Consider the following 25239-nt stretch of genomic DNA (forward strand, 5'->3'; position numbering starts at 1 on the left):
GTGCATGCGCTGTGGTGTTCCCCGTTCCATATTCTGCGGCCCATGGAAGTCGGCACCACGGGCCTCCAAAGTGTTGGTTGCCGTACCTAACCCGTATTGCCTATTGCCGACCAAGAGTGACCGCGCTGTTCAGGCTGCTGGGCCAGCCCCGTCTACCGGCTGGGCTGCCAACGCGATCTAGAACGGGGGATTCCGTAGCCTGGAGGCGTTCTGTCAGTCCCTGGGGGGACCAGACGGCTCCTGCCCCCTCCTGATGCCAATAGCTGGCAGGCTGAGCCCTGTACGGCGTGACAGCCCTTGGAGGCCTGGAACAGTCTGCTGCGCTGTCCGTGGGCGTCCCATTGCAGGCGTCGACGCAGTTTGGAACCCGGACATCAGAAGCGAGGAAGCCTCGGAGCGGGCCGGGACCATCTCACCGAAGCCTGAATGTTTCACGTGAAACCGCACCGTTCATCCATACAGAATCCACGACCCCCTCCGTCGCCGGCGGATAGCACGCGAATCCGCGGACAACTCCTGCCCGGACCATTCAAGGGGCGACTCTCCTCAGCACGTGAATCCCATTGACCGTTGCATCAGGATGAGAGGAAAGGCGTGGGAACTCCATGAGTCGGGGCAGTGCGGGCTTTGGACCTCTCGCAATGGCCCGCAGATTGCGGCCGCGGAGCTATCCATAACGGAAAGACATCCAACTCAGGTGATTTTGCTGTATCTGCCTCCTCGTTCCACACTCTTCAGGTCGGACCCGAGGGGCGGGGGTTTCACGTGAAACACTGACTCTATGCTGTCTGTCCGGCAACGGTTGGCTCCCTTGTAGGTCCGGGTAAGCCCAGGCCAGGAATAGAATACACGGACCCGTTGACCGCGATTGCCCCGCTTTTAGGCCTAGACGGCCCTAAAAGTGCCATGGGCGACATCGTTGGCCTCCGATAGGGTCCAGCATGGAGGCCCTGACTTGAGCCATACCCATAGGGCGACTGAAAGAGCCAAGAGGCCCCGGGGCCCCGGGCCCGGTCTGTGTGGTGTACACCCTCGAATGTCGCCGGCCCAGCCCTCAGGAATACCACATGGCGATCCCGTCTCGGCCTTTGCACGCTAATCGCGGCCGAGAACCTACCGAGTGCTGCACTTACAAGGTGTCAGCAGAACCCGGAAGGAGGATCCGGGAGGGCATCTCACCTGCAGCTCATCTATGTGCGCAGGCAATCCGAGCAGATCCGCGCGAATTCAACGCCGGATGAAGTCACGCATGTCCAATACAGCCGCATGCAATGTGTCTCTGAACCAGAGATATCAACCAGCTCCAAAGCGGAAAACAACAAAAGAAGGGGCCCGTTTCACGTGAAACGGGCCCTTCTAAACTCTGGTGACGCTAGTTGGGCGACCCGGGCGTCAGCACATCCATGATCCGGTTAAGATCTTCCACGCTCGCGAACTCGATGCTCACACGTCCCTTGCGCGCGCCAAGGGAAATCTTGACGTTGGTATCGAGCCGGTCGGAGAGGGACGATGCCAGGTAATCCAGGCGTTCGTGCCGTGCACCGGGCCGCGGGATGTTGTTCTTCTGCGCTGCGGCAGGGTTCTGGTAGAGCGTCACTGCTTCTTCTGTCGCCCGAACCGACATGCCTTCAGCAACAATCTTCTGGGCGAGGCGTTCCATGGCAGCAGCGTCCGGGAGTGCCAGCAGGGCACGGGCGTGGCCGGCAGAGATGACACTTGCAGCGACACGGCGCTGGACCAGCGGCGGCAGCTTGAGCAGACGGAGGGTGTTGGACACCTGGGGACGCGAGCGTCCGATACGGTCAGCCAGTTGTTCGTGGGTGGTGCCGAAGTCCTCGAGCAGCTGCTGGTAGGCGGCGGCCTCTTCGAGTGGATTCAGCTGGCTTCGGTGCAGGTTTTCCAGCAGGGCGTCGCGAAGGAGGTCATCATCGGTGGTGTCACGGACGATTGCGGGGATGGTTTCGAGGCCAGCGGCCTGAACTGCCCGCCACCGACGCTCACCCATGACGAGCTCGTAGGGTTCGCCACCCTTTTCAGTTGAAGTCCGGACCACAATTGGCTGGAGGACGCCGATTTCGCGCACTGAGTGAACCAGCTCTGCCATGTCGTCCTCGTCGAAGACTGAACGCGGCTGCTTGCGGTTGGGGTGAATGTCGGTGACCAGGATTTCCGCGAAACGGACGCCCGGCACCTCAACGAGTTCAACTCCCTGATCATCCTCGTCGGGAGCGGCCACGGGTTCTACTTCGGACACTGTGCCGGACGAAGGCTTGGGCGCGGGAACCGGGGGCACGGCTTTGGCGGCAGGGGCCTTTCTCGCCGGAGCCTTCTTCGCGGCAGAGGCACTCTTCGAGTCCGGGGCGTCTGCTGGCGCAGCAGACTTCGGCGACGGCGCCTGCGACTCTGCAGCGACATCCTCGTCAGGGGCGACAACGGTCTCTTCCGTTTCAGGCATCTCGGCAGCAGGCGTCCGCTTCCGGGCTTCAGGGAAGAACAGATCCACGGGACGGGACGGCGCTGAACCGTTTCCGGACGCCGCGGCGGAACTTGGAATGAGTGCCCCAAGTCCACGGCCGAGGCCGCGTCGCTTATCGCTCATGGATAAATCCCTCCATTGGAAGAGCCTGGCATCACCGGACTCTAGCTAGTGCAATTCTTGAAAAGATTCTAACGTTCCGCGATTTCGGCTGCGGCTTCCAGGTAGGACAGTGCCCCGCTGGATGAGGGATCGTAGGTCATCACCGTCTGCTGGTAGCTGGGAGCCTCGGAAATGCGGACCGAACGGGGAACCACCGCTCCGAGGACCTGCTCCGGGAAGTGTTCCCGTACTTCGGCGGCAACCTGGGCGGCAAGGTTGGTGCGGCCGTCGTACATGGTGAGGAGGATGGTGGAGACAACGAGATCGGCGTTCAAGTGCTTCTGGATCATTTCGATGTTCTTGAGCAGCTGGCTCAGTCCTTCGAGGGCGTAGTACTCGCACTGGATCGGAATGAGCACCTCGTTGGCCGCGCAGAACGCGTTGACGGTCAGCAGACCCAGGCTCGGAGGGCAGTCGATGAAGATGTAGTCCAGCCGCTCCTCACCGTTCTTGGCGCGTTCCTTGGCGTACACGTCGATGGCGCGGCGGAGACGCTGCTCGCGGGCGACGAGACTGACCAGTTCAATTTCTGCGCCGGCGAGGTGGATCGTGGCCGGCGCGCAGATCAGGTTGTCGATGTCCGGGCAAGGTGCCACAACATCCTGCAACGGAATGTCGTTGATGAGCACGTCATAGATGCTGTCAACGTCGGCGTGGTGTTCGATTCCGAGGGCCGTCGAGGCATTGCCCTGCGGATCGATGTCGATGACCAGCACGTTCAAGCCGGCGGCCGCCAGGGCAGCGGCAATGTTGACCGTGGTGGTTGTCTTGCCGACCCCGCCCTTCTGGTTGGAGACGGTGAAGATGCGGGTCTTCTCCGGTTTCGGCAGCTCACGCCCCAGGAGCCGTTCGCGCCGCTTATTCTCATGGGCGAGCTCGCGGGCGATGGGACTGGAATCGTCGATGGAGTCCAGCACATTTCCGCTGGAGACAACAGATGTTTCACGTGAAACGCTTGCCATACCGGTTGTCTTCGCAACTGCAGCCGTGTGATTTCCGGAGTATTCGTGAGCGATGACAGGCGCAACAAAGGCCCGCGCGGACCCCAGGGACACAAACGGGGGGATCCGTTGTGTGGAGGCTTCGCTACTGGTCACTGTGACACACTCACTCTCGTTCGGCTCTTGCTGCCGGTTACTAGCCTAACCTCTTACCCTTGGACTCCGAGGGCACCGGGCTGATGCTAGGCAATCTTTTGAGGCTTATTCACAACGATTCGGACTACGGTGGTGGGTTCCTCAAGGAGGTCCTCGCCCACCAGGACGACAGACGTCTGGGTGCCGCCGAGCTTGCGGATAACCTTGGCGGCTTTTTCGATTTCCTCGCCTGCACTGCGTCCCTTGATGGCGACTACTTCACCCTTGCCCGCCAGGAGCGGAATGGTCAGTCCGGCGAGGTTGGAAAGTGCTGACACGGCACGTGCCGTCACGACGTCGGCGTTGACCATACCAACCGCGAGCTCAGCGCGGGTGCGCATGATCGTCACATTCTCGAGTCCGAGGTCGTCCACGACTTCCTGGAGCCAGATGACCCGGCGTTCCAGCGGTTCGATCAGGGTCAGTTCCAGATCGGGCCGGGCAATGGCCAGGCACAGGCCGGGCAGTCCGGCACCGCTGCCGACGTCGGCCACGTGGCTTCCCTCGGCAATCTGGCTTTCGATCACTGCGCAGTTCAGGACGTGGCGGCTCCACAGCCGCGGAATTTCGCGGGGACCAATGAGGCCCCGCTCCGTTCCTGAGGTGGCCAGGTGCTCCACATAGCGCTCCGCCAGGTCCAAGCGGTCGCCAAAGATCTTCTGTGCTGCCTGCAGTTCGGTAGCGGTGATTTCAACCATCAAGCTATCCGGCGGTTCAGTCTGCGGAAACGACGATGTGGCGGTCAGCGCCTTCGCCTTCGGACTCGCTGATGAGTCCCAGGTCAGCTACGGCGTCGTGCACGATCTTCCGCTCGTAGGCGCTCATCGGCGCCAATGCCACGGTCTCGCCGGATTCCTTGACGGAAGCGACGGCGTCCTCTGCTATCTTCTGCAGCTCGCCGGCCCGCTCTGAGCGGTAGCCGTTGATGTCCAGCACCAGCCGGGAGCGGTTTTCCGTTGCGGACAACACGGCCAGGCGGGTCAGCTCCTGAAGCGCTTCGAGGACTTCGCCGTCCTTGCCCACCAGGTTCTCGAGACCGGCTGCTTCTTCCTCAGCGACGATCGAGATGTAGGTGCGGCCGTTGCGGACCTCAATGTCGATGTCGCCGTCGATGTCGGCAATGTCCAGAAGTTCCTCGAGGTAGTCGGCAGCGACGTCACCCTCCTCTTCCAGGCGGCTAGCTGACGTGCCCTTGCCCTCCGAGTCCTCGGAGCCTTCTTCAGGGTCCTGGCCGGCGTCCTGGACCGCCGTCAAGGCGCCGTCCTGGTCCTCGATGGCTTCGGCGGAAATAGCGTTTTCGGTGCTCTCGGCGGACATTACTTCCTCTTCCTGTTCTTACGTTGTGGCTGGACGCGCTGGCTCTTGGCCACGATGGCGGCAGCGGCAGCAGCTTCGGCGGCTTCGGCCTCAGCCTTCTTAGCTCCCGTCAGGGGCAGGGCCGGCAGGCCTTTCGCGGCGCGGCGCTCAGCCAGGGCCTTGGCAGCGGGGGATCCCGGCGTCGGCATGCGGCGGATGACAAAGAACTGCTGCGCCATGGTCCAGAGGTTGGTGGTGGTCCAGTAAATCAGAACACCGATCGGGAAGTTGATGCCACCCACACCGAAGACGATCGGCAGGATGTAGAGCATCATCTTCTGCTGGCGCATGAACGGGCTGGCCATCGCCTCTTCAGACATGTTCTTGGCCATGATCTGCTTCTGCGTGATGAACTGTGAGGCCGTCATGGCCAGGATCATCACAATCGACAGGATCCACACGGCCACGACGTTGCCGCCGGGAGGCGTACCGTGCAGCAGGGTCGCGGAGAGCGGGGCACCGAAGATGCTCGACTCGTCAAACTGCACCACCTGCTCGTGGCTCATAGCGCCGATGCTCTTGCCGCTGTTGGCCGCCGTCGTAATGCCGGAGAGGACCTGGAAGAGGGCGAAGAAGAACGGCATCTGGATCAGCATGGGCAAACACGCCGAGAACGGGTTGGTGCCGTGCTTCTTGTACATGGCCATCTGTTCCTGCGCCATGGCCTGGCGGGACAGCTGGTCGGTCTTTCCCTTGTACTTGTCCTGAAGCTTCTTTAGATCAGGCTGCAGGAGCTGCATGCCTCGCTGGGCCTTGATCTGCTTGACGAACACGGGAATCAGGGCGGCCCGGATCACCAGCACCAGCCCGATGATGGACAGGGTCCACGTCCAGCCATTGGCGGCGGGCATGCCGATGGCGCTCAGGCCATCGTGGAAGACCACCATAATGGCGGACACAAGCCACTTGAACGGAAACATGATTGTTTCAAAGAAGTCCATACGATATCCCTATTCGTCAGGCCGCAGAGCGGCCTTCTCCATCAGTCTGAGCAACCAGGTACTTGTCCGGGTTGTTCAGCACAACAATTGTGGGGGTGCGGTCCGAGGGCCACTCGCATTTGCCGGCGGGGACATGGTCCACACCACCGGCGTTCCAGGGATGGCAGCGCAGCAGGCGCTTGGCCGCCAGCCAGCTTCCCTTGACCGCGCCGTGGACCGTGATGGCCTCAAGCGCATAGGCGGAACAGCTGGGAAAGAAGCGGCAGACCTGGCCGTACAGCGGTGAGATCACCTTGCGGTAGGCCAGAAGCAGCAGAATGAGGATATTGCGGGGCAAGTTCCAGACTGCCCGGCCCAACCAAACGGCTGCGGATCTTGCAGGAGGGACGACGGCGGCAGCAGAGTTATGCACGCGGGGTCCCTTCCTGTGGTGTCTCGTAAGAAACTGAAGAACCAGCCTTAGGAAGGCGGCTGCCCAGCCTTTTCATGTTGCTTTCAAGCGCGGCGTCATAGTCAGATCGCAACTGATCAAAGCTGGCACCGGCCGAGGCGGGCAGGGCCCGGACCACGATCGCGAAACCGCTGCCATATTTCTGCAATGACAACGCGCCGACTTCTCTCAGTCTCCTCTTAACGAGGTTCCTGACAACAGCGTTCCCGACACTCTTGGAAACGATGAATCCGATCCGGCTTGGTTCATCGGCAGCGAGAGCTGCCGTATATAACACTACGTTCCGGCGTCCATTGCGGACACCGGAACGTACAGTTGTTGAAAAATCGGTTGATGTCCTCAGACGGTTGCGGGTGGCCAGCACCGTTAAACTCGCACAGGGATGTGGACCGACGAGTCAGTATTTAAGCCGACAGTTCGGTGCGGCCCTTGCCACGACGGGCTGCCAGGATGGCACGGCCGGCACGGGTACGCATACGAAGGCGGAAGCCGTGCTTCTTGGCTCGACGGCGGTTATTCGGCTGAAAAGTCCGCTTGCTCACGTTAGTTACTCCAGTGGGATCAAAGGGGCGCCCACCCGATCAAGGGGAAGAACTGGTCGACGCTAAGTTTTGTATGTGCCGCTTCCCTCGACTCGCACGACGCAGGGCATCGGGAAAGATTCAAATGAGGCGAAAAGCGTACACATGGGACTTCACAACGTTAGGGCTTGCCGCCCTCCTGAGTCAAACCGGGGGTCGCCCCACACACTTTCCCCAGCTGTGGCTAACTGCCGCCGCAGCCTGTGGATGAAGTGGGTCACGTGGCCCGATTCCGAACTACAACCGTGTGATTATCCACAGGACAGATCCCAGCTATCTTCTGCTCTTTTCATCCCCTAGAGTGTCCCAGTAGCCGATTATCCACGGACTGTGCATAACCCTGTGGATTAAGCCGGGGCCAGCACACTGGTTCAGGACTTGTGGCTGCACGTAATGCAGGCAAGCAAGTTTGAGGAACTGATTGATGACAGTAGACGAAGCCAACCAAGCCAACACTGTCGGAAGTTCCTGGCGCCGGGTTGTGAGCCTGCTGGAAAACGACCACCGTGTATCACCGCGGCAGCGTGGCTTCGTCATCCTCGCCCAGGCCCAGGGCCTCATCGGTTCCACCCTGCTGGTGGCCGTGCCGAATGAACTCACCCGTGAAGTGCTGCAGACGCAGGTGAAGGAAGCCCTCGACGACGCCCTCCGGAACGTCTTTTCCGACGAAATCCGCTGCGCGATCGATGTCGATACCGATCTGGTGCCGCTCCACACGGAGCCGGAACCCGCCGTCGAGCTGTCCCTCGTGGCAGATCCCTCGGTCGAACTGAAGCCGCAGCCGATGCTGCCGAGCACATCCCACGAATTCGGCCGCCTCAACCCGAAGTACGTCTTCGACACCTTCGTGATCGGCTCCTCCAACCGCTTCGCCCACGCCGCTGCCGTCGCCGTCGCCGAAGCGCCGGCCAAGGCCTACAACCCGCTGTTCATCTACGGCGACTCGGGACTCGGCAAGACCCACCTGCTCCACGCGATCGGACACTACGCCCGCCGGCTCTACAGCGGCATCCGGGTCCGCTACGTCAATTCCGAGGAATTCACCAACGACTTCATCAACTCCATCCGTGACGATGAAGGCACCAGCTTCAAGACGACGTACCGCAACGTCGACGTCCTGCTGATCGATGACATCCAGTTCCTGGCCGGCAAGGACCGGACCCTGGAAGAGTTCTTCCACACCTTCAACGCCCTGCACAACAACAACAAGCAGGTGGTCATCACCTCCGATCAGCCGCCCAAGCTGCTCGCCGGCTTCGAGGACCGGATGAAGTCACGGTTCGAGTGGGGCCTGCTGACCGATATCCAGCCGCCGGAACTTGAGACCCGGATCGCGATCCTCCGGAAGAAGGCCCTCAGTGAGGGCCTGTCCGCCCCTGATGACGCCCTCGAGTACATCGCGTCGAAGATCTCAAGCAACATCCGCGAACTCGAGGGTGCCCTGATCCGCGTCACCGCCTTCGCCAGCCTCAACCGCCAGCCGGTCGACGTTGCACTGGCCGAGATGGTGCTCAAGGACCTCATCACCGATGACGGGGCCCAGGAGATCACTTCCGCGCAGATCCTGACCCAGACTGCCGACTACTTCAAGCTCAGCATGGAAGAGCTCTGCAGCAAGTCACGGACCAGGACTCTGGTGACTGCCCGGCAGATCGCCATGTACCTGTGCCGCGAGCTCACGGACATGTCCCTTCCCAAGATCGGGCAGGAACTCGGCGGCCGCGATCACACCACGGTCATCCACGCGGACCGCAAGATCCGTGAGCTGATGGCCGAACGCCGCGTGATCTACAACCAGGTGACCGAGCTGACCAACCGGATCAAGCAGCAGCAGCGCAATTCCTGAGCTGTTCCTGACCTGACCGGACGCGCACTCTTACCTTATTAACAGGCACCTGTGGACAAGCCTGTGGATAGTTAAGGGGACAACCGCGGTTAATGGGCTTAAAACCCTTAAGGCATCTGTGGATCGGCGGAACGGCCAAAAATGTTATCCCCATCCACACCCTGTTTAAAACCTCCTCCGCCCACAGTCCATGAACAGGGCTTAACCGCGGAATCGCACCGCCAAACAGGGTTATCCACAGTATCCACAGCAGTTATTAACACTACTAATCCCTAGAAAATGAAATTCCCTCAAATAACAACTTCCCTCCGCACTCCGCACGCAGCCCAGGACTGTCCCGGCCCCGGCCGGAAAGCGGCACTGGGCCGGGACGGCCGAACCACACGGATGTAAGCCGGGGATGGGAGAATCACACTTCTTGCGGCTAAGCTGTCTGCAGTGTGTCCGTCCTGGACACTTTTGTAATTCCTTGCCGGGCCGGTGGCCCGGCCACCAGCGATGACAGCAGCAATGAAAGGCGGCACCCTTCCGTGAAGTTCAGAGTCGAACGGGACGTCCTGGCAGAAGCCGTGACCTGGGCCGCCCGGTCGTTGTCTCCGCGGCCGCCAGTACCCGTACTTTCCGGCCTGCTCCTCAAGGCTGAAGCCGGTACCGTCAGCCTCTCGAGCTTCGACTACGAGACCTCCGCCAGGCTCGAAATCCCTGCTGACATCACCACCGAAGGCACGATCCTGGTCTCCGGACGCCTGCTTGCCGACATCTGCCGCAGCCTGCCCTCCGCACCGGTCGACATCGAGACCGACGGCAACAAAGTCACCCTCACCTGCCGCCGAAGCAGCTTCCACTTGGCCACCATGCCGGAAGCCGAATACCCGCCCCTGCCCGCTTTGCCCCCCATCAGCGGAACCGTCCAGGGCGATTCCTTCGCCCAGGCCGTCTCCCAGGTGATCATCGCGGCGAGCAAGGACGACACCCTGCCCATCCTCACTGGCGTGCGGATGGAGATCGAGGACGACCTCATCACGCTGCTGGCCACCGACCGCTACCGTCTGGCCATGCGCGAAGTCCCCTGGAAACCCGTCACTCCCGGCGTCTCCACCAGCGCACTGGTCAAGGCCAAAACCCTCAACGAGGTCGCCAAGACCCTCGGCGGCAGCGGCGACATCAACCTTGCCCTCGCCGACGACGACAGCCGGCTCATCGGCTTCGAAAGCGGCGGCCGCACCACGACGTCGCTCCTGGTCGACGGCGACTACCCCAAGATCCGCTCGCTCTTCCCCGAGTCCACACCGATCCACGCGACCGTGCAGACGTCCGAACTCGTCGAAGCGGTGCGCCGTGTCTCGCTCGTGGCTGAACGCAACACACCGGTCCGGCTCGCTTTCACCCAGGGCCAGCTGCACCTCGACGCCGGCACCGGCGAAGATGCCCAGGCTTCGGAAGAGCTCGAGGCCCAGCTCACCGGCGAGGACATCACCGTCGCCTTCAACCCGCACTACCTGATCGAGGGCCTGAGCGTCATCGAGACGAAGTTCGTGCGGTTCTCGTTCACCAGTGCGCCGAAACCGGCAATGATCACGGCACAGAACGACGCCGACGGCGAGGACCAGGGCGACTACCGCTACCTGGTCATGCCTGTCCGCCTGCCCAACTAGTCCCCACCGCCACCCTCGCCTCGCAAGCTCGGCCAGGGAACCCTGGCGGCGTGGGCCCACCCCGAAATCCCAGCGCAGAAAAGAGTTCATACCGTGCACATCGGACTAATCGGCCTTGGAAAAATGGGTTTCAACATGCGCGAGCGGCTGCGCAAGGGTGGAATCGAGGTCACCGGTTTCGACCGTAATCCGGACATCACCGACGTCGCGAGCGTGGACGAACTGATTGCCGCCGTGCCCTCACCGCGGCTGATCTGGGTGATGGTCCCCTCCGGCGACATCACCGACGCCGTCATCACCGAACTTGGCACCAAGCTCGACGCCGGTGATCTCGTGATCGACGGCGGCAACTCCCGTTTCACAGAGGACCAGAAACACGGCGCCGCGCTGGCTGAGAAGAACATCCGTTTCGCTGACTGCGGTGTATCCGGCGGGGTCTGGGGCCTGCAGAACGGCTATGGCCTTATGGCCGGCGGGGATGCCGCCGACATCGACCGCGCCATGCCCGTCTTTGACGCGCTCCGTCCCGAGGGCGACCGTGCGGACAGCTTCGTCCACGTCGGAGGGATCGGCGCAGGCCACTACGCCAAGATGGTCCACAACGGCATCGAGTACGGGCTCATGCAGGCCTACGCCGAAGGCTACGAACTCCTGGCCGCAAAGGACATCGTCACCGATCTTCCCGGCACCTTCCGCGCCTGGCAGAAGGGAACCGTGGTCCGGTCCTGGCTCCTGGATCTTATGGTCAAGGCCCTGGACGAAGATCCCGGACTGGAATCGATCGACGACTACGTCGAGGATTCCGGTGAAGGCCGGTGGACCGTCGAAGAGGCTATCGCCAACGCCGTGCCCGCTCCGGCCATCACGGCGGCACTTTTTGCCCGCTTCTCCTCCCGCGAAGACAATTCCCCGGCGATGAAGATGGTTTCCGCGTTGCGCCACCAGTTCGGCGGGCATGCGACCCGGCCGGCCAAATAGTCCTGCCCTGAAATCCTGAACCCGGCGTGTACCTAGAACAACTTTCGCTCACTGATTTCCGCAGTTATGCCCAGGTGGAACTGAGTTTCGAGCCCGGCGTCACCGTGCTGGTCGGTTCCAACGGCATCGGCAAGACCAACCTGATGGAAGCCATCGGCTACCTGGCCTCTCTGAGCTCCCACCGGGTCAGCTCCGATGCCCCGCTGCTGCGCTTCGGCAGCGAACGGGCCCTGATCCGCGCCAAACTTGTCCGGGGCGAGCAGTCCACGGTGCTCGAACTCGAAATCAGCAGCTCGCGCGCGAATCGCGCCCGGATCAACCGCAGCAACCCGGTCCGGGCCCGGGACATCCTTGGCATCTGCCAGACCGTGTTGTTCGCCCCGGAGGACCTGGCCCTGGTCAAAGGCGATCCGTCCAGCCGGCGCCGTTTCCTCGACGAGCTCCTGGTCAGCCTTATGCCGCGGCACGCGGCCACCCGGAGCGACTACGACCGGGTGCTGAAGCAGCGCAATGCGCTGCTCAAATCCGCCCGCGCCGGCAAATTCACGAGCGGCCACGAAGCCACCCTGGACGTCTGGGACCAGCACATGGCACGGGCGGGGGCCGAGCTGCTGCATGCCCGGCTCGAACTGGTGGAACGGCTCCGCCCCCACCTCAACAGCGCCTACGCGCAGCTCACTGACGGTTCCAAGGAAGCGGGGGCCATTTACCGCTCCACGCTGCAGGGAGCGCTGGAGGACGACGGCGGCATGCCGGCTGCCGATTCAGCTCCGGGCGACGGGCCGGCCGAGGACCTGCGCCAGCTCTCCGTTGACGAGCTCACCGAGCGCTACGTGAAGGCCTTCGCAGTGTCACGCCGCAAGGAACTGGAACGCGGGATCTCCCTCGTAGGCCCGCACCGTGACGAACTTGAACTCATCCTCGGCGCGGCCCCCGCGAAGGGTTACGCCTCGCACGGTGAAACCTGGTCCATGTGCCTGTCCCTGCGCCTGGCCTCGTACTACGTGATGCTCGATGATGCCCGTACCGGCGGATCCGCACCCATCCTGATCCTGGACGACGTCTTTGCCGAGCTTGACGTCCAGCGGCGGCGTAAACTGGCGGCAATAGTATCCGGCGCCGAGCAGGTGCTCGTGACTGCCGCCGTCGAGGATGATATCCCGGTGGAACTGGCCGGGCGGCGGGTGAAGGTTATCCCCGGAGGGATCGACGAGGAATCGATGAGCGGGAAGGTCGATGAATAAGGATACCGACGGCGGCCTGCAACCGGGACGCGATCCCGACGACATCGATGCTGCCCAGTCGGCCCTGAACAGGATGCGTGAGGCGGCCGCTTCCCGCGGTGAAATCCGGCGCAAGGCCCCGCCGCGTCCTGGCGCCACTCCGCAGAAGACCGGCCGGAGCACCAGCAGTACCCGCGGCTTCGGACAGTTTCACGGCACCGGCCGGGACCCGATGGGTCTTGGCAAAGTGGTCGGACGACTCGTCGCGGAACGCGGCTGGAGCTCTCCCGTGGCAGTCGGCTCGGTGATGGCGGAATGGGCAACCCTCGTGGGCCCGGAGATTTCCGCCCACTGCACGCCGGAAAGCTTCACCGACACCACCCTCCACGTCCGCTGTGATTCCACCGCCTGGGCAACTCAGCTCCGCCTGCTCAGCATCAGCCTGCTGGAGAAGTTCCGCACCGAACTCGGCGACGGCGTCGTGACCAAGATCCAGGTCCTCGGCCCTGCGGCGCCGAGCTGGCGCAAGGGCGGCCGGACCGTCAACGGACGGGGACCGCGGGATACGTACGGATAACTCCGGCGGCCCGGGAATCACTGGATCTGAAGCACTCCTTGCAAAACTCTTGAAAAATCTGCGAACGGCATGTAGGGCGCTCAGACGGCCGGGGGCCGTATAGGAACCTCATCCCGGTACCCCTGGAGCCTTGCAGGTGGAGTCTGTGGCCTCCCAGCGGCACTTTCCTTCCCGTTTGGGCCTCCAGAATGCGGGTTTCGCCCCTATAACACGGTAGAATCGTGGAAGATAACTGGGCGCCGGTGAAACGTTGACTGAGTCCGTTTCCGACGCAACATCCGCGTGCGGTAGACGGATCCTCGAGCCAGCAGCACCACCGGTGTCATCAGTGACGTGCCCGTTGGCAGTGGCTGTTTCCTCCGGGAAGCGGCAACGGCCGGCCTTTAGCGAAAAAGAGGAGTCGAAAGCGCCTGTGGCTAACGACAATGCAGAGATCCCGGCAGTGGACCCAGTAGCGGCAGAAGCGGTCACCCCGCCGGAGGCCGCGACTCCCCACGGCTACGGCGCCAGCGACATCACGGTGCTCGAAGGCCTGGAGGCTGTCCGGAAACGTCCCGGCATGTACATCGGCTCCACCGGTCCGCGTGGTTTGCACCACCTGGTCTATGAAGTGGTGGACAACTCGGTTGACGAGGCCCTGGCCGGGTACTGCACCCACATCGAGATCGTTTTGCAGGCCGATGGCGGGGTCAAAGTGGTCGACGACGGCCGCGGCATTCCGGTCGACATGCACCCGACGGAGCACAAGCCCACCGTGGAGGTCGTAATGACCATCCTGCACGCCGGCGGCAAGTTCGGCGGCGGCGGCTACGCCGTGTCAGGCGGCCTGCACGGCGTGGGCATCTCCGTGGTCAACGCGCTCTCGAGCCGGGTCGACACCGAGGTCCGCCGGCAGGGCCACGTCTGGCGGATGTCCTTCGCCGACGGCGGCAAGCCGCAGGGCAGCCTGGTCAAGGGCGAGGAGACCACCGAGACCGGCACCACCCAGACGTTCTACCCCGATGCCGGCATCTTCGAAGAGACGGATTTCGACTTCGAAACGCTCCGCGCCCGCTTCCAGCAGATGGCCTTCCTGAACAAGGGCCTACGCATCACGCTCACCGATGAAAGGCAAGCGGCGGAGGAACCGTCCGAGGACGGTGACCTCGATCTCGACGTCGTCCGCACCGAAGGTGAAGTCCCCGCAGAGTTCCACACGGTGGTTTACCAGTACGACAACGGACTGCTGGACTACGTGCAGCACCTGAACTCCGGCAAGAAGGTCGATGTGGTCCACGAGGACGTCATCGCTTTCGAAACCGAGGACACGGAACGGCACATTGCCCTGGAAATGGCGATGCAGTGGACCAACGCGTACTCCGAGAGTGTCCACACTTACGCCAACACCATCAACACCCACGAAGGCGGCACCCACGAAGAGGGTTTCCGCGCCGCGATGACCTCGCTCATCAACCGCTATGCGCGGGAGAAGAGCATCATCAAGGAAAAGGACGACAACCTCACCGGCGACGACATCCGTGAAGGCTTGACGGCCGTCATTTCGGTCAAGCTGTCCGAACCGCAGTTCGAGGGCCAGACCAAGACCAAGCTCGGCAACTCCGAGGTCAAGGGCTTCGTCCAGCGCGTCGTTACGGACGGACTCGGCGACTGGCTGGAGCGCAACCCGGGCCCGGCCCGCGACGTCATCCGCAAAGCCATCTCCGCCGCCCAGGCCCGGATGGCAGCCCGGAAGGCCCGCGACAACGCGCGCCGCAAGAGCCCGCTGGAGTCCTTCGGCATGCCGGGCAAACTCTCGGACTGCTCGTCGAAAAACCCGGAAAAGTGTGAGGTCTACATCGTGGAGGGCGACTCCGCCGGCGGTTCCGCCAAGCGCGGCCGCAACCCCGAGACCCAGGCCATCCTCCCGCTGCGCGGCAAGATCCTGAACGTGGAGCGGGCCCGGCTGGACAAAGCGCTGGGCAACGCCGAAGTCCAGTCCATGATTACCGCGTTCGGCACGGGAATCGGCGAGGACTTCGACCTGAGCAAACTGCGCTATCACAAGATCGTTCTGATGGCCGACGCCGACGTCGACGGCCAGCACATCACGACCCTCCTGATGACGCTGCTGTTCCGCTACATGCGCCCGCTGATCGAGAACGGCTACGTCTACCTCGCGCAGCCGCCGCTGTATCGGATCAAATGGTCCAACGCCCCGCACGACTACGTGTACAGCGACCGGGAACGCGATGCGCGGCTGCTCTCCGGCCAGGCCGCCGGCCGCCGTATTCCCAAGGACAACGGCATCCAGCGCTACAAGGGACTCGGCGAAATGGACTACACCGAGCTGTGGGACACCACCATGGACCCGGATCACCGCACCCTGCTGCAAGTCACCATGGACGACGCCCTGGCCGCGGACCAGACCTTCTCCACCCTGATGGGCGAGGACGTTGAATCGCGCCGAAACTTCATTCAGCAGAACGCCAAGGACGTTCGGTTCCTGGATATCTGACAGCCGCCAGACGGCTTGATATTCCCGAACTGATATATACCTGAAACGGAAAATATAGACTATGAGTGACGAAACACCAGAAGTTCCGGCCGGACCGGCCGACGGCGAGACCGTAGTTGAGGGCACCGTACTGGACACCGATGTGCTGACCGACCGCGTGGAACAGGTTGACCTGCAGACGGAAATGCAGCGCTCCTACCTCGACTACGCGATGGCTGTCATCGTGGGCCGCGCCCTTCCGGATGTCCGCGATGGGCTCAAGCCCGTGCACCGCCGTGTGCTGTATGCGATGTTCGACGGCGGCTACCGCCCGGAGCGCTCCTTCAACAAGTGCGCCCGTGTGGTCGGCGAAGTCATGGGCCAGTACCACCCGCACGGTGACACCGCCATCTACGATGCGCTGGTCCGCCTGATCCAGGACTGGACCATGCGCTACCCGCTGGCGCTGGGCCAGGGCAACTTCGGTTCTCCCGGCAACGACGGGGCAGCAGCACCGCGGTACACCGAAACGAAGATGGCCCCGCTGGCCATGGAGATGGTCCGCGACATCGACGAGGAAACCGTCGATTTCCAGGACAACTACGACGGCAAGAACCAGGAACCCACCATCCTGCCGGCCCGCTTCCCGAACCTCCTGGTGAACGGTTCCTCCGGCATCGCCGTCGGTATGGCCACCAACATCCCGCCGCACAACCTCCGCGAGGTTGCCGACGGCGTCCAGTGGTACCTGGCCAACCCCACGGTCAGCCGCGAGGAACTGCTCGAAGAGCTGATCGTGCGCATCAAGGGGCCCGATTTCCCGACCGGCGCCACGATCCTGGGCCACAAGGGGATCGAGGATGCATACCGCACCGGCCGTGGCTCGATCACCATGCGAGCCGTGGTCAACGTCGAGGAACTCCAGGGCCGCACGTGCCTGGTGGTCACCGAGCTGCCGTACCAGGCCAACCCGGACAACCTGGCGATCAAGATCGCCGAGCTGGTCAAGGACGGGAAGATCTCGGGCATCGCCGACCTGCGTGATGAAACCTCGGGACGCACCGGCCAGCGCCTGGTGATCGTGCTTAAGCGCGATGCCGTCGCCAAGGTGGTGCTGAACAACCTCTACAAGCACACCCAGCTGCAGGACAACTTCGCCGCGAACATGCTGGCTATCGTCGACGGCGTTCCCCGCACGCTGAGCCTGGATGCGTTCATCCGGCACTGGGTTACCCACCAGATGGACGTCATCGCGCGACGGACCCGCTACCGCCTGCGCAAGGCAGAGGAAGAAGCGCACATCCTGCGCGCCCTCCTGAAGGCGCTGGATGCCTTGGATGAAGTGATTGCGCTTATCCGCGCCTCGAGCACCACCGAAGCCGCGCGCGACGGCCTGATCGAACTGTTGGACATTGACGAGCTCCAGGCCCGCGCCATCCTGGACATGCAGCTGCGCCGGCTCGCCGCCCTGGAGCGCCAGAAAATCCAGGACAAGCACGCCGAACTAGAAGCTGCGATTGCGGAATACAACTCGATCCTCGCCTCCGAGGAACGCCAGCGCCAGATCATCAGCACCGAACTGGCCGAGATCGTCGACAAGCACGGCGATGACCGCCGCACCAAGGTCCTGCTGGGCTTCGACGGCGACATGTCGATGGAAGACCTGATCCCCGAAGAGGAAATGGTTGTCACCATCACCCGGGGCGGCTACGTCAAGCGCACCCGCAGCGACAACTATCGCTCGCAGCAGCGCGGCGGCAAGGGCATCAAGGGCGCACAGCTGCGCGGCGACGACGTCGTCGAGCACTTCTTCGTGACCACCACCCACCACTGGCTGCTGTTCTTCACCAACCTTGGCAGGGTTTACCGCGCTAAGGCATACGAACTCGTGGAAGCCGGCCGCGACGCCAAGGGCCAGCATGTGGCGAACCTCCTCGCGTTCCAGCCGGACGAGCACATCGCCCAGGTGCTGGACCTGCGGGATTACCAGCAGTCGCCGTACCTGGTGCTGGCGACCAAACGCGGTTTGGTGAAGAAGACCCGCCTGGAGGACTACGACACCAACCGCTCCGCGGGAGTCATCGCAATCAACCTGCGCGACAGCGACGAGCTGGTCTCCGCCCAGCTGGTCTCCGAGACGGATGACCTGATGCTCGTCTCCCGCATGGGCCAGTCGATCCGCTTCACGGCCACCGATGAGGCGCTGCGCCCGATGGGCAGGGCCACCTCCGGCGTCACGGGAATGAAGTTCCGCGAGGACGACGAACTGCTGGCTGCCGACGTCGTCACTGACGGTTCCTTCGTGTTTATCGTCACCGAGGGCGGCTATGCCAAGCGCACCGCCGTCGAGGAATACCGCCTCCAGGGCCGCGGCGGCCTCGGCATCAAGGTGGGCAAGTACCAGGAGGAGCGCGGCCACTTGGTGGGTGCGCTGATCGTGCAGGAGGAAGACGAGGTCCTGGTGGTTATGGAAGGCGGCAAGGTGGTCCGGTCATCCGTGGCCGGAGTGCCGGCCAAGGGCCGCGACACCATGGGTGTTATCTTCGCCAAGCCGGATAAGAACGACCGCATCATCGAGGTGGCGCGCAACAGCGAACGGGGCCTCGAAACCGACGAAGTACCCGAAGAGGATGGCGCCGAAAGCCAGTCATCGGCGGCTGATGACGTAACGTTGGCTGAAGAAACCGGATCCTTCGAGGGGTCCGCAGCGGAAGAATCAGCACCGGCCCCGGAGTCAGATGAGTCATCAGGCAATGCCGAGCTGGACGAAGACAACACCGGAGGTAACGCGTGAGTAATTCCGACTCATATCCCAAGCCGAACACCGGCGTTCCCGGCGGAGTGCGGCAACCTGCCGCCGCACCGCGGGTCAGCGCCCCGTCCCGCCCCGAGCAGCGCCCGGGTGTAGCGGGCGGCGCCAACGGTGCGGCCCAGCGGCCTCAGGTGCCGGGACAGCGTCCCGTACAGGGACGCCCGGCGGCTCCGGGCCAGCGCCCGGTAACCCCGGGACAACGTCCGGACCAGAGCCGTCCGGGCCAGAGCACCGCAGGGCTGATCAAGCCGGCGCCGAAGGCCAAGGTCCGCCGTGCCCGCCTGCTGGTGAGCAAGGTCGACCCCTGGTCCGTCCTGAAAATGGCCTTCCTGCTTTCCGTGGCCCTCGGCATCGTGACCGTCGTGGCCGCGATCGTGCTGTGGACGGTCCTGGACCTGACCGGAATCTTCGATCAGGTCGACGGCCTCCTGGGAACCCTGGCCGGTTCCGAGGGCGGCGGCTTCGAATTGAAGAAGGTCGCCTCGCTGGGGCAGGTGGCATCCTTTGCCACCATCATCGCCGTCATCAACGTCGTTCTGCTGACGGCGCTGTCGATGCTCTCGGCGGTGTTGTACAACATCTCGGCCACCCTCGTGGGCGGCATCGGCGTCACCCTGACGGACGACTAAATCCCGTAGTTTTCCCGGAATTTTCCCGGGGAAATGCCTCGATTTGAGATCGGGCCGGGATGTGCTGTAAAGTCGTATCTCGGCCCGATGAGGCATCGGGGCGTATAGCTCAGGCGGTTAGAGCGCTTCGCTGATAACGAAGAGGTCCCAGGTTCAAGTCCTGGTACGCCCACGGAATCTGTACTGATTCAAGTGGAGGTTCGGTTGATACTTGTTTATCGCTGAACCGGAACGGGGTGCATGTGAAGAAGTTGCTCGTTGTTGCAGCTACGATCGCAGGCGTCCTGCTCTACAAGAAAGTGCAGGAATCCGAAGCCCGGAAAACGGTCTGGAGCGAATCAACCGATACGGTTGACTAGCCCGGATTCCCCGGATCGGCAGTTGGAAAACAGCCCGTCGAACTAGGGTATGATTGTCGGGTTGCTTCTTATGGGGGCATGGCGCAATTGGTAGCGCACCTGCTTTGCAAGCAGGGGGTTCGGGGTTCGAGTCCCCGTGCCTCCACCATAGGAAAGGCCCCGGATCGCAGAAATGCGGTCCGGGGCCTTTTGCATGCCCGGCCCRGACTGCCGGGCAGCGGCTTCTCATTCCTTGGGTTTGGCGTAGTCATCCATGCCCTGCCAGTCGATGAAAACGTATGGCTCGTCACCGACGACCCAGGCGTCGTGCCCCGGCGGGATGAAGCCGTAGTCGCCCGGGCCATACTCCGTCTCCTCGCCGTCGTCCATAACGACCTTGAGCCGGCCTGAAATCGTGTAACCCTTGTGGGCAATCATGCAGCTGTCGGTCTGGGCGATCGGCTTAACGTGCTGCGACCACTTCCAACCGGGCAGGAACGTCGCACGTGCCACGGCGCCGGCGTCGAGGTTCACAAGCTCTACCTGGCCCATCCCGTCCTTGACGGGACGGGTTTCCTCCGGATTGTCCAGGCTCTTGCGGATGGTTGAAGCCATGATGGTCTCCTTTGCGGATGGTGGTGAGACCGGATTTAAGACTGGCACCGCCATATTTCGCCGTCAAGAACCCCTCTTCCGCCGAGCGCGCCAAAGCCCCACTACTGTGGGATCGTGAACTTCTTCCTTGCCGCCGTGGGCGTCCTCGGCGTGGCCTCCTCCGGGCCGCTTATCGCCGCTACCCTGGGGGCAACCTCCGTCAGCGCCCTGGCAATCGCCTTTTGGCGCAATGCGATCGGGTCGGTCGTCATGGCCGGACCCGTGCTGGTCCGGGACCCGCGCCAGTTCGGCAGGGTCACCGGCCGGGAGTTCCGCTGGTCACTGGCGGCAGCCGTCGCCCTGGCCCTGCACTTCGCCTGCTTCATCACCTCCCTGCAGCTGACTTCCGTCGCGGCAGCCACTGCCCTCGTCTGTCTGCAGTCCGGCTGGATCGCCATTTTTCAGCTCTTCCGGGGCGTCAGGCACCGCTGGCCGGTCCTGGCCGGGCTGGGGATAGCTTTCGGCGGCGTCATTGCGATCACCGGATTCGACATGGGCACCTCCCCGGATGCGCTGCTTGGTGACCTCCTGGCGCTGGCGGGCGGCGCCCTGGCGGGCATCTACACCCTGGCCGGCGGCCAGGCACGGCAGACCATGGGCACGGGCGTTTACACGACCCTCTGCTACGGGATGTGTGCGGCCGTGGTCGCCATCCTGGCGCTGTTCTCGCAGCAGCCCCTCGCGGGCTTCGAAGCCGCCGGCTGGGTCGGCATCCTGGCGATTACGGTGTGCGCGCAGCTGATCGGGCACACCGCCTTCAACCACCTGCTCGCGACGATGAGCCCGCTGCTGGTATCCATGATCATCCTGCTCGAGATTCCCGGTGCGGCGCTGCTCGCTGCGGCGTTCCTGTCAGAGACCCTGCCGGCCGGGACCTACGCCGGGCTGGCGATGATCCTGGTGGGGCTCGCCGTCGTCGTTGTGGGACAGCGGGGCTCCCGCTCCGTACGGCGCGGTGCGCCCCCTCTGGCCGAGCTCGGGACGGACTGACGACGGCGGCAGCGGCGCCGTGCGCTACTGGCCGCCGCGGCGGGCGGGCTGGGCCGTGTTGACCGTGTGGATGGCGCGCAGCAGCTTGGCCGGGAAGTACACGGAGAAGAACACCACCATGGGGGCCTTGAGCGCCATCTTCTTGACGTTGTGCGCCTTGTACGTGCGGTCGAAGCGCGTCACGTAGTAGCGGTAGTCGCGGGGGGAATCTTCCAGGCGGCGTGCGGACATGCCGGAGACCATCTGCGGCCAGTACTGGATCCGGAGCTCATTCTCGGCCAGGTGCAGGGACAAATCGATGTCCTCATGCATCTCATCCTTCTCATCCCGGCACGTCTCCAGGCGGATGATCTCCCAGGCTGAGCGGCGGAGGGCCATGTTGGACCCGAAGAGGAAGTGGTACTTGTGCTTGGCCAGCCTGAGCATCAGCTGGCGCATCTTGTCGTCGGCCTTCAGGCCGAAACGCCGCATGGGCATGTCGTAGTAAACCACCGGACCGGTCGCGGCATGGACGGACCTGTCCCGGAAGGCTTTCTGCACCTGTTCGACCCAGTCGGGCTCCAGCACGGAGTCGGCATCGATCCGGCCGAGGATGTCTCCGGTGGCGTGGTCGAGGCCAAAGTTGCGGGTGGGGATCAGGCCCTGTTCCAGATCCTGGCTGAGCAGGATGATGGGGCTCTCCGGATATTCCAGTTGCATCTGCCGGACGATATCGGCCGTGCGGTCCTTCGACATGTTGTCGACGACGATGATCTCGTGGGCCGGGACAGACTGGTACACGGCTGCGATGAGGCACTGCCGGATGACACTTTCCTCGTTATACGCCGGGATGACGATAGACACAGCCGGCATCTGCACAGCATCGTGTAAGGCATCCTCAGAGGATTTTTCGGGTGACATCCCCCCAAATTTAGCACCACACGGGTTTTTTCTGCCCGATACCGGGCAACGGACCGGCTACGAACTGGTAAACATCGCGCACAAGAAAAGGGAGGGATCCCGCCTGTGGCGGAATCCCTCCCTCAATGGCTCACTGAAGCCGTGGGTGCAAGCTGCTTAGGCGCCGGTGTTTTTGTCCGACCCGTTGTTAAGGCTCGCAGCGATGTTGCGGACTGCGGTCTTCGCGTCGGTAGCAACCTTGGCGGAAGCGTCTTTGATGTCCTCGGCAGCGTCCTTGGCTGCGTGCTTAGCCTTGTCGTCGGCGTCCCCGGCGGACTCGGCGACATCAGCCGAGGCGTCCGCAGCAGCGTCGGCGCCGGCAACTGCGGCCGCGCCAGCCTTGGCGGCAGTCGCCTGTACGGAATCCTTGACATCGTTGACGGTGGTGGCCGGCACCGGGGCGGGCGTCACCGGAGCCGGTGTCTTCCAGGGATCCTCGACCGGTTTGGAAGCCTTCCACGCAGCAGCAGCGGCGGCCGCGGCCGCGGCGATGATGCCGAAGATCAGCCACCCGCGGTGCTTGGACTTCTGCGGTTTGGCTACCTCTATATTGACGGCCTTGCCGGCCTTCCTCGCAGCTACCTTTACGTGCCCTCCGGCGGTCTTTGCCTGCTCCTGGACGGCGTGGATGATTCCAGCGTCACTGAGCCTCTGCGCAACCGCGTCGACGTGGGCCGGAGCACTCTCGAGCGTACGGTGCACGGCGTCGGACGCCTGGCCGAGCTGGGTGGAAAGCCTCGGCAGGTATTCGACGACGACCCGGTCCCGCGCGTTGGCGATGACCGGGGTGGCCTTGTCCACGGCCTCATGCAGGCGCGGGGTGGCTCCCTCAACGGCGTCGCTGATTTTCGGGGCGAGGTGCGCCAGGCTGTCCTGGAGACGCGGAGTTACCGTCGCGACGCCGTCGGCAAGGTTGTAGGCCGCGGACTTGAGGCCTTCCTGGATCTTGGGAGAAGCGGTATCCAGGCCCTGCTGCAGACGCGGAACGGCCCAGCTGACTGCTGCCTCAACCCGGGGGGTTGCCCAGTCTTTGGCGTTCTCTACTCCGGTGCTGACGGAATTCTCAAGCTCCCGGGCAATACGATCCGTTTTCTTCACAACTACCTCCCGATTAATGTGACGGTTCTGGAGTTAGCCTACGTGTCCCAGACCTCACCGGCTATTCTTCGGGGCTGATTTTAGGGGGATTTCACCCAGCGCGGAACTGGCGGAGGGGCCATGTGCGTAGGGGCGCGCCGTGGAAGAATGGGGCCTATGACTGCCATCGCAACCGCAAAAGCAACCATCCACACGAGCATGGGCGACATTGTCGTCAACCTCTTCGGCAACCACGCCCCCAAGACGGTCGAGAATTTCACCGGACTGGCCACGGGCGAGAAGGCCTGGACCCACCCGGAGTCCGGCGAGGACAAGACCGGTACGCCCCTGTATGACGGCACCATCTTCCACCGCATCATCAAGGACTTCATGATCCAGGCCGGCGACCCCCTGGGCCGCGGCGTCGGCGGACCGGGCTACAAGTTCGACGACGAAATCCACCCGGAACTGACCTTCAACGAGCCCTACAAGCTGGCCATGGCGAACGCCGGCATCCAGATGGGCCGCGGCACCAACGGCTCGCAGTTCTTCATCACGACCATCCCCACCGGCTGGCTGCAGGGCAAGCACAGCATCTTCGGTGAGGTGGCGGACGAGGAATCCAAGAAGGTTGTCGATTCCATCGAGGGTGTCCGCACCGGTATGGGTGACCGCCCGGTCGAGGACGTCACCATCAACAGCATTGATGTAGAAAAGCTCTAAGCCAAGCGCATGAGCTACGGAATTCCGGCGGCAGAGCCGTCCGCGCAGATCCCGGTGTGCCCGCGGCACCCGGACCGGCCCGCCTACGTGCGCTGCCAGCGTTGCGGGCGCCCTGCGTGCCCCGACTGCCAGCGGGCGGCCGCCGTCGGATTCCAATGTGTTGACTGCGTCAACGAGACAAAACGCACGACGCCGGACATCAAGACCGTCTACGGCGGCACCGTGACCACCGGAAAACCCTTGGTCACCTACTTCATCATTGGGCTCTGTGCCCTGGTATTTGTCCTCCAGTGGCTGGTCCCGAACGACGGGATCTACCGGAACCTGGCGTTCGCCACGGTCTACGCCTCCCCGGAGTACGGGGTCTTTGAACCCTGGCGGATGGTGACGTCCGCATTCCTCCATTCCCAGGGGTTCATCCTCCATATCGTGCTCAACATGTACATGCTGTGGATATTCGGTCAGGCACTCGAACCCCTTCTGGGTCGGATCCGCTTCCTGGCCGTCTACCTGTTGTCCGCTTTTGGTGGATCCGTGGGCTACCTCCTGCTGACTCCGGGCTATGTTCCGGGCCAGCCGCTGAGTGGCGTTGTGGGAGCTTCCGGCGCCATCTTCGGCCTGTTCGGCGCCATGCTGGTGGTCCAGCGACGCCGCGGTGGCGAGACCAAGCAACTCTGGGTGCTGATCCTCATCAACGGCGCCATCGGCTTCATTGTCCCGTCGATTGCCTGGCAAGCCCACCTTGGTGGTGCTGTCACGGGTGCCCTGTGTGCCGCCGTCATTGCGTATACGCCCCGCGGCCCGCGGCAGGGTCTGCTACAGGCCGGCGGCCTCGTTCTGGTGCTCGCCCTGCTGATTGCCGTCTCCGCCCTCCGGGTGGCCAGCTAGCCCACCCGTCCCCGCTTCCGGGGCAGCTGACCCGGGGCGCTTCCGGGACGGCCAGTTGGCCCGGCCGCGCTTCCGGGGTGGCCCGGGTGGCCAGCTTGCCCAACCGGCCCCGCTTCCGGGGCGGCCCCGGGTGGCCAGCTTGCCCAACCKGCCCCGCTTCCGGGGCGGCCCCGGGTGGCCAGCTTGCCCAACCTGCCCCGCTTCCCGGACGGCAGCTGACCCCGGTTGGCTCCGTTTTCCTTCCGCCGATGACTGACGCAGCACGCGAAGGAGACGCTCCAGCCCAGGTACCCCGTGCCTGACTACGTCTCCGCATCCTGAAACCGCGGGTTTC

At 63.4% G+C, this 25239-nt stretch carries 23 protein-coding genes and 2 tRNA genes; 14 read left to right on the forward strand and 11 right to left on the reverse strand.

The window, feature by feature from the left end:
- Nucleotides 1–1372: 1372 nt before the first annotated feature.
- The 8 genes from AB4Y67_RS05275 to rpmH form a co-directional block, all read right to left on the reverse strand.
- On the reverse strand, nt 1373–2599 hold the full coding sequence (locus tag AB4Y67_RS05275; RefSeq protein WP_441404738.1) for a ParB/RepB/Spo0J family partition protein: 1227 nt from the start codon (nt 2597–2599) through the stop codon (nt 1373–1375).
- Between the two features lie 68 nt (nt 2600–2667).
- Nucleotides 2668–3735, reverse strand: a complete 1068-nt coding sequence (locus AB4Y67_RS05280) for a ParA family protein (RefSeq protein WP_441404739.1) — start codon at nt 3733–3735, stop codon at nt 2668–2670.
- 86 nt (nt 3736–3821) lie between these two features.
- Nucleotides 3822–4472 (reverse strand): 16S rRNA (guanine(527)-N(7))-methyltransferase RsmG, encoded by a 651-nt coding sequence (gene rsmG / locus AB4Y67_RS05285; RefSeq protein WP_441404740.1) that lies wholly within the window; start codon nt 4470–4472, stop codon nt 3822–3824.
- Between the two features lie 16 nt (nt 4473–4488).
- A complete protein-coding gene (locus AB4Y67_RS05290; protein WP_441404741.1) occupies nt 4489–5091 on the reverse strand; it encodes a Jag family protein in 603 nt (200 codons plus the stop codon).
- Nucleotides 5091–6071: a membrane protein insertase YidC gene (gene yidC, locus AB4Y67_RS05295; RefSeq protein ID WP_441404742.1), complete on the reverse strand. Its 981-nt coding sequence runs from the start codon at nt 6069–6071 to the stop codon at nt 5091–5093. Before yidC ends, AB4Y67_RS05290 begins: the two co-directional genes overlap by 1 nt.
- A gap of 16 nt (nt 6072–6087) precedes the next feature.
- Entirely contained in the window at nt 6088–6483 is a 396-nt protein-coding gene (gene yidD / locus AB4Y67_RS05300; RefSeq protein WP_441404743.1) for a membrane protein insertion efficiency factor YidD, read from the reverse strand.
- Nucleotides 6476–6886, reverse strand: a complete 411-nt coding sequence (rnpA, locus tag AB4Y67_RS05305) for a ribonuclease P protein component (protein ID WP_441404744.1) — start codon at nt 6884–6886, stop codon at nt 6476–6478. Before rnpA ends, yidD begins: the two co-directional genes overlap by 8 nt.
- Before the next feature lie 40 nt (nt 6887–6926).
- On the reverse strand, nt 6927–7064 hold the full coding sequence (gene rpmH / locus AB4Y67_RS05310) for a 50S ribosomal protein L34 (protein ID WP_003800212.1): 138 nt from the start codon (nt 7062–7064) through the stop codon (nt 6927–6929).
- Nucleotides 7065–7527: 463 nt separating this feature from the next.
- On the opposite strand from rpmH, the gene dnaA reads away from it, so the two are divergent.
- The 11 genes from dnaA (at nt 7528) to AB4Y67_RS05365 (ending at nt 19803) form a co-directional block, all read left to right on the forward strand.
- Entirely contained in the window at nt 7528–8949 is a 1422-nt protein-coding gene (gene dnaA, locus AB4Y67_RS05315) for a chromosomal replication initiator protein DnaA (RefSeq protein ID WP_056428740.1), read from the forward strand.
- Between the two features lie 530 nt (nt 8950–9479).
- The gene (gene dnaN, locus AB4Y67_RS05320) at nt 9480–10604 is read left to right on the forward strand and encodes a DNA polymerase III subunit beta (RefSeq protein WP_441404745.1); all 1125 of its coding nucleotides are present in this window, start codon (nt 9480–9482) and stop codon (nt 10602–10604) included.
- A 93-nt stretch (nt 10605–10697) separates the two neighbouring features.
- Nucleotides 10698–11582 carry a phosphogluconate dehydrogenase (NAD(+)-dependent, decarboxylating) gene (gene gnd, locus AB4Y67_RS05325; protein WP_441404746.1) on the forward strand — a complete coding sequence of 295 codons (885 nt, stop codon included), beginning with the start codon at nt 10698–10700 and terminating at the stop codon, nt 11580–11582.
- A gap of 26 nt (nt 11583–11608) precedes the next feature.
- Nucleotides 11609–12826, forward strand: coding sequence for a DNA replication/repair protein RecF (gene recF / locus AB4Y67_RS05330; RefSeq protein WP_441404747.1), 1218 nt, complete (start codon nt 11609–11611; stop codon nt 12824–12826).
- Complete coding sequence (locus AB4Y67_RS05335) at nt 12819–13382, forward strand: DUF721 domain-containing protein (RefSeq protein WP_441404748.1); 564 nt, start codon at nt 12819–12821, stop codon at nt 13380–13382. Before recF ends, AB4Y67_RS05335 begins: the two co-directional genes overlap by 8 nt.
- A 412-nt stretch (nt 13383–13794) precedes the next feature.
- Nucleotides 13795–15876, forward strand: a complete 2082-nt coding sequence (gene gyrB, locus AB4Y67_RS05340; RefSeq protein ID WP_441404749.1) for a DNA topoisomerase (ATP-hydrolyzing) subunit B — start codon at nt 13795–13797, stop codon at nt 15874–15876.
- Between the two features lie 61 nt (nt 15877–15937).
- The gene (gyrA, locus tag AB4Y67_RS05345; RefSeq protein ID WP_441404750.1) at nt 15938–18649 is read left to right on the forward strand and encodes a DNA gyrase subunit A; all 2712 of its coding nucleotides are present in this window, start codon (nt 15938–15940) and stop codon (nt 18647–18649) included.
- Nucleotides 18646–19296: a DUF3566 domain-containing protein gene (locus AB4Y67_RS05350; protein ID WP_441404751.1), complete on the forward strand. Its 651-nt coding sequence runs from the start codon at nt 18646–18648 to the stop codon at nt 19294–19296. The genes gyrA and AB4Y67_RS05350 overlap by 4 nt, the downstream gene beginning before the upstream one ends.
- Nucleotides 19297–19394: 98 nt before the next feature.
- A tRNA-Ile gene (locus AB4Y67_RS05355) sits at nt 19395–19468 on the forward strand.
- A 70-nt stretch (nt 19469–19538) separates the two neighbouring features.
- Nucleotides 19539–19655 carry a DLW-39 family protein gene (locus AB4Y67_RS05360; RefSeq protein ID WP_224048067.1) on the forward strand — a complete coding sequence of 39 codons (117 nt, stop codon included), beginning with the start codon at nt 19539–19541 and terminating at the stop codon, nt 19653–19655.
- Between the two features lie 72 nt (nt 19656–19727).
- Nucleotides 19728–19803, forward strand: a tRNA-Ala gene (locus AB4Y67_RS05365).
- Between the two features lie 77 nt (nt 19804–19880).
- Here the strand turns inward: AB4Y67_RS05365 and AB4Y67_RS05370 are convergent.
- Nucleotides 19881–20249, reverse strand: a complete 369-nt coding sequence (locus AB4Y67_RS05370) for a cupin domain-containing protein (RefSeq protein ID WP_441404752.1) — start codon at nt 20247–20249, stop codon at nt 19881–19883.
- Nucleotides 20250–20363: 114 nt separating this feature from the next.
- On the opposite strand from AB4Y67_RS05370, the gene AB4Y67_RS05375 reads away from it, so the two are divergent.
- A complete protein-coding gene (locus AB4Y67_RS05375) occupies nt 20364–21278 on the forward strand; it encodes a DMT family transporter (protein WP_441404753.1) in 915 nt (304 codons plus the stop codon).
- A 24-nt stretch (nt 21279–21302) separates the two neighbouring features.
- Here the strand turns inward: AB4Y67_RS05375 and AB4Y67_RS05380 are convergent, their stop codons facing one another.
- Entirely contained in the window at nt 21303–22178 is an 876-nt protein-coding gene (locus AB4Y67_RS05380) for a glycosyltransferase (protein ID WP_441404754.1), read from the reverse strand.
- A 156-nt stretch (nt 22179–22334) separates the two neighbouring features.
- Nucleotides 22335–23315 carry a hypothetical protein gene (locus AB4Y67_RS05385; protein ID WP_441404755.1) on the reverse strand — a complete coding sequence of 327 codons (981 nt, stop codon included), beginning with the start codon at nt 23313–23315 and terminating at the stop codon, nt 22335–22337.
- Nucleotides 23316–23471: 156 nt separating this feature from the next.
- On the opposite strand from AB4Y67_RS05385, the gene AB4Y67_RS05390 reads away from it, so the two are divergent.
- A complete protein-coding gene (locus AB4Y67_RS05390; RefSeq protein ID WP_441404756.1) occupies nt 23472–24017 on the forward strand; it encodes a peptidylprolyl isomerase in 546 nt (181 codons plus the stop codon).
- A gap of 9 nt (nt 24018–24026) precedes the next feature.
- Entirely contained in the window at nt 24027–24905 is an 879-nt protein-coding gene (locus AB4Y67_RS05395) for a rhomboid family intramembrane serine protease (protein WP_441404757.1), read from the forward strand.
- The last annotated feature ends 334 nt before the right edge of the window (nt 24906–25239 follow it).

The sequence above is a fragment of the Arthrobacter sp. YAF17 genome (assembly GCF_052113365.1).
GTDB lineage: Bacteria > Actinomycetota > Actinomycetes > Actinomycetales > Micrococcaceae > Arthrobacter.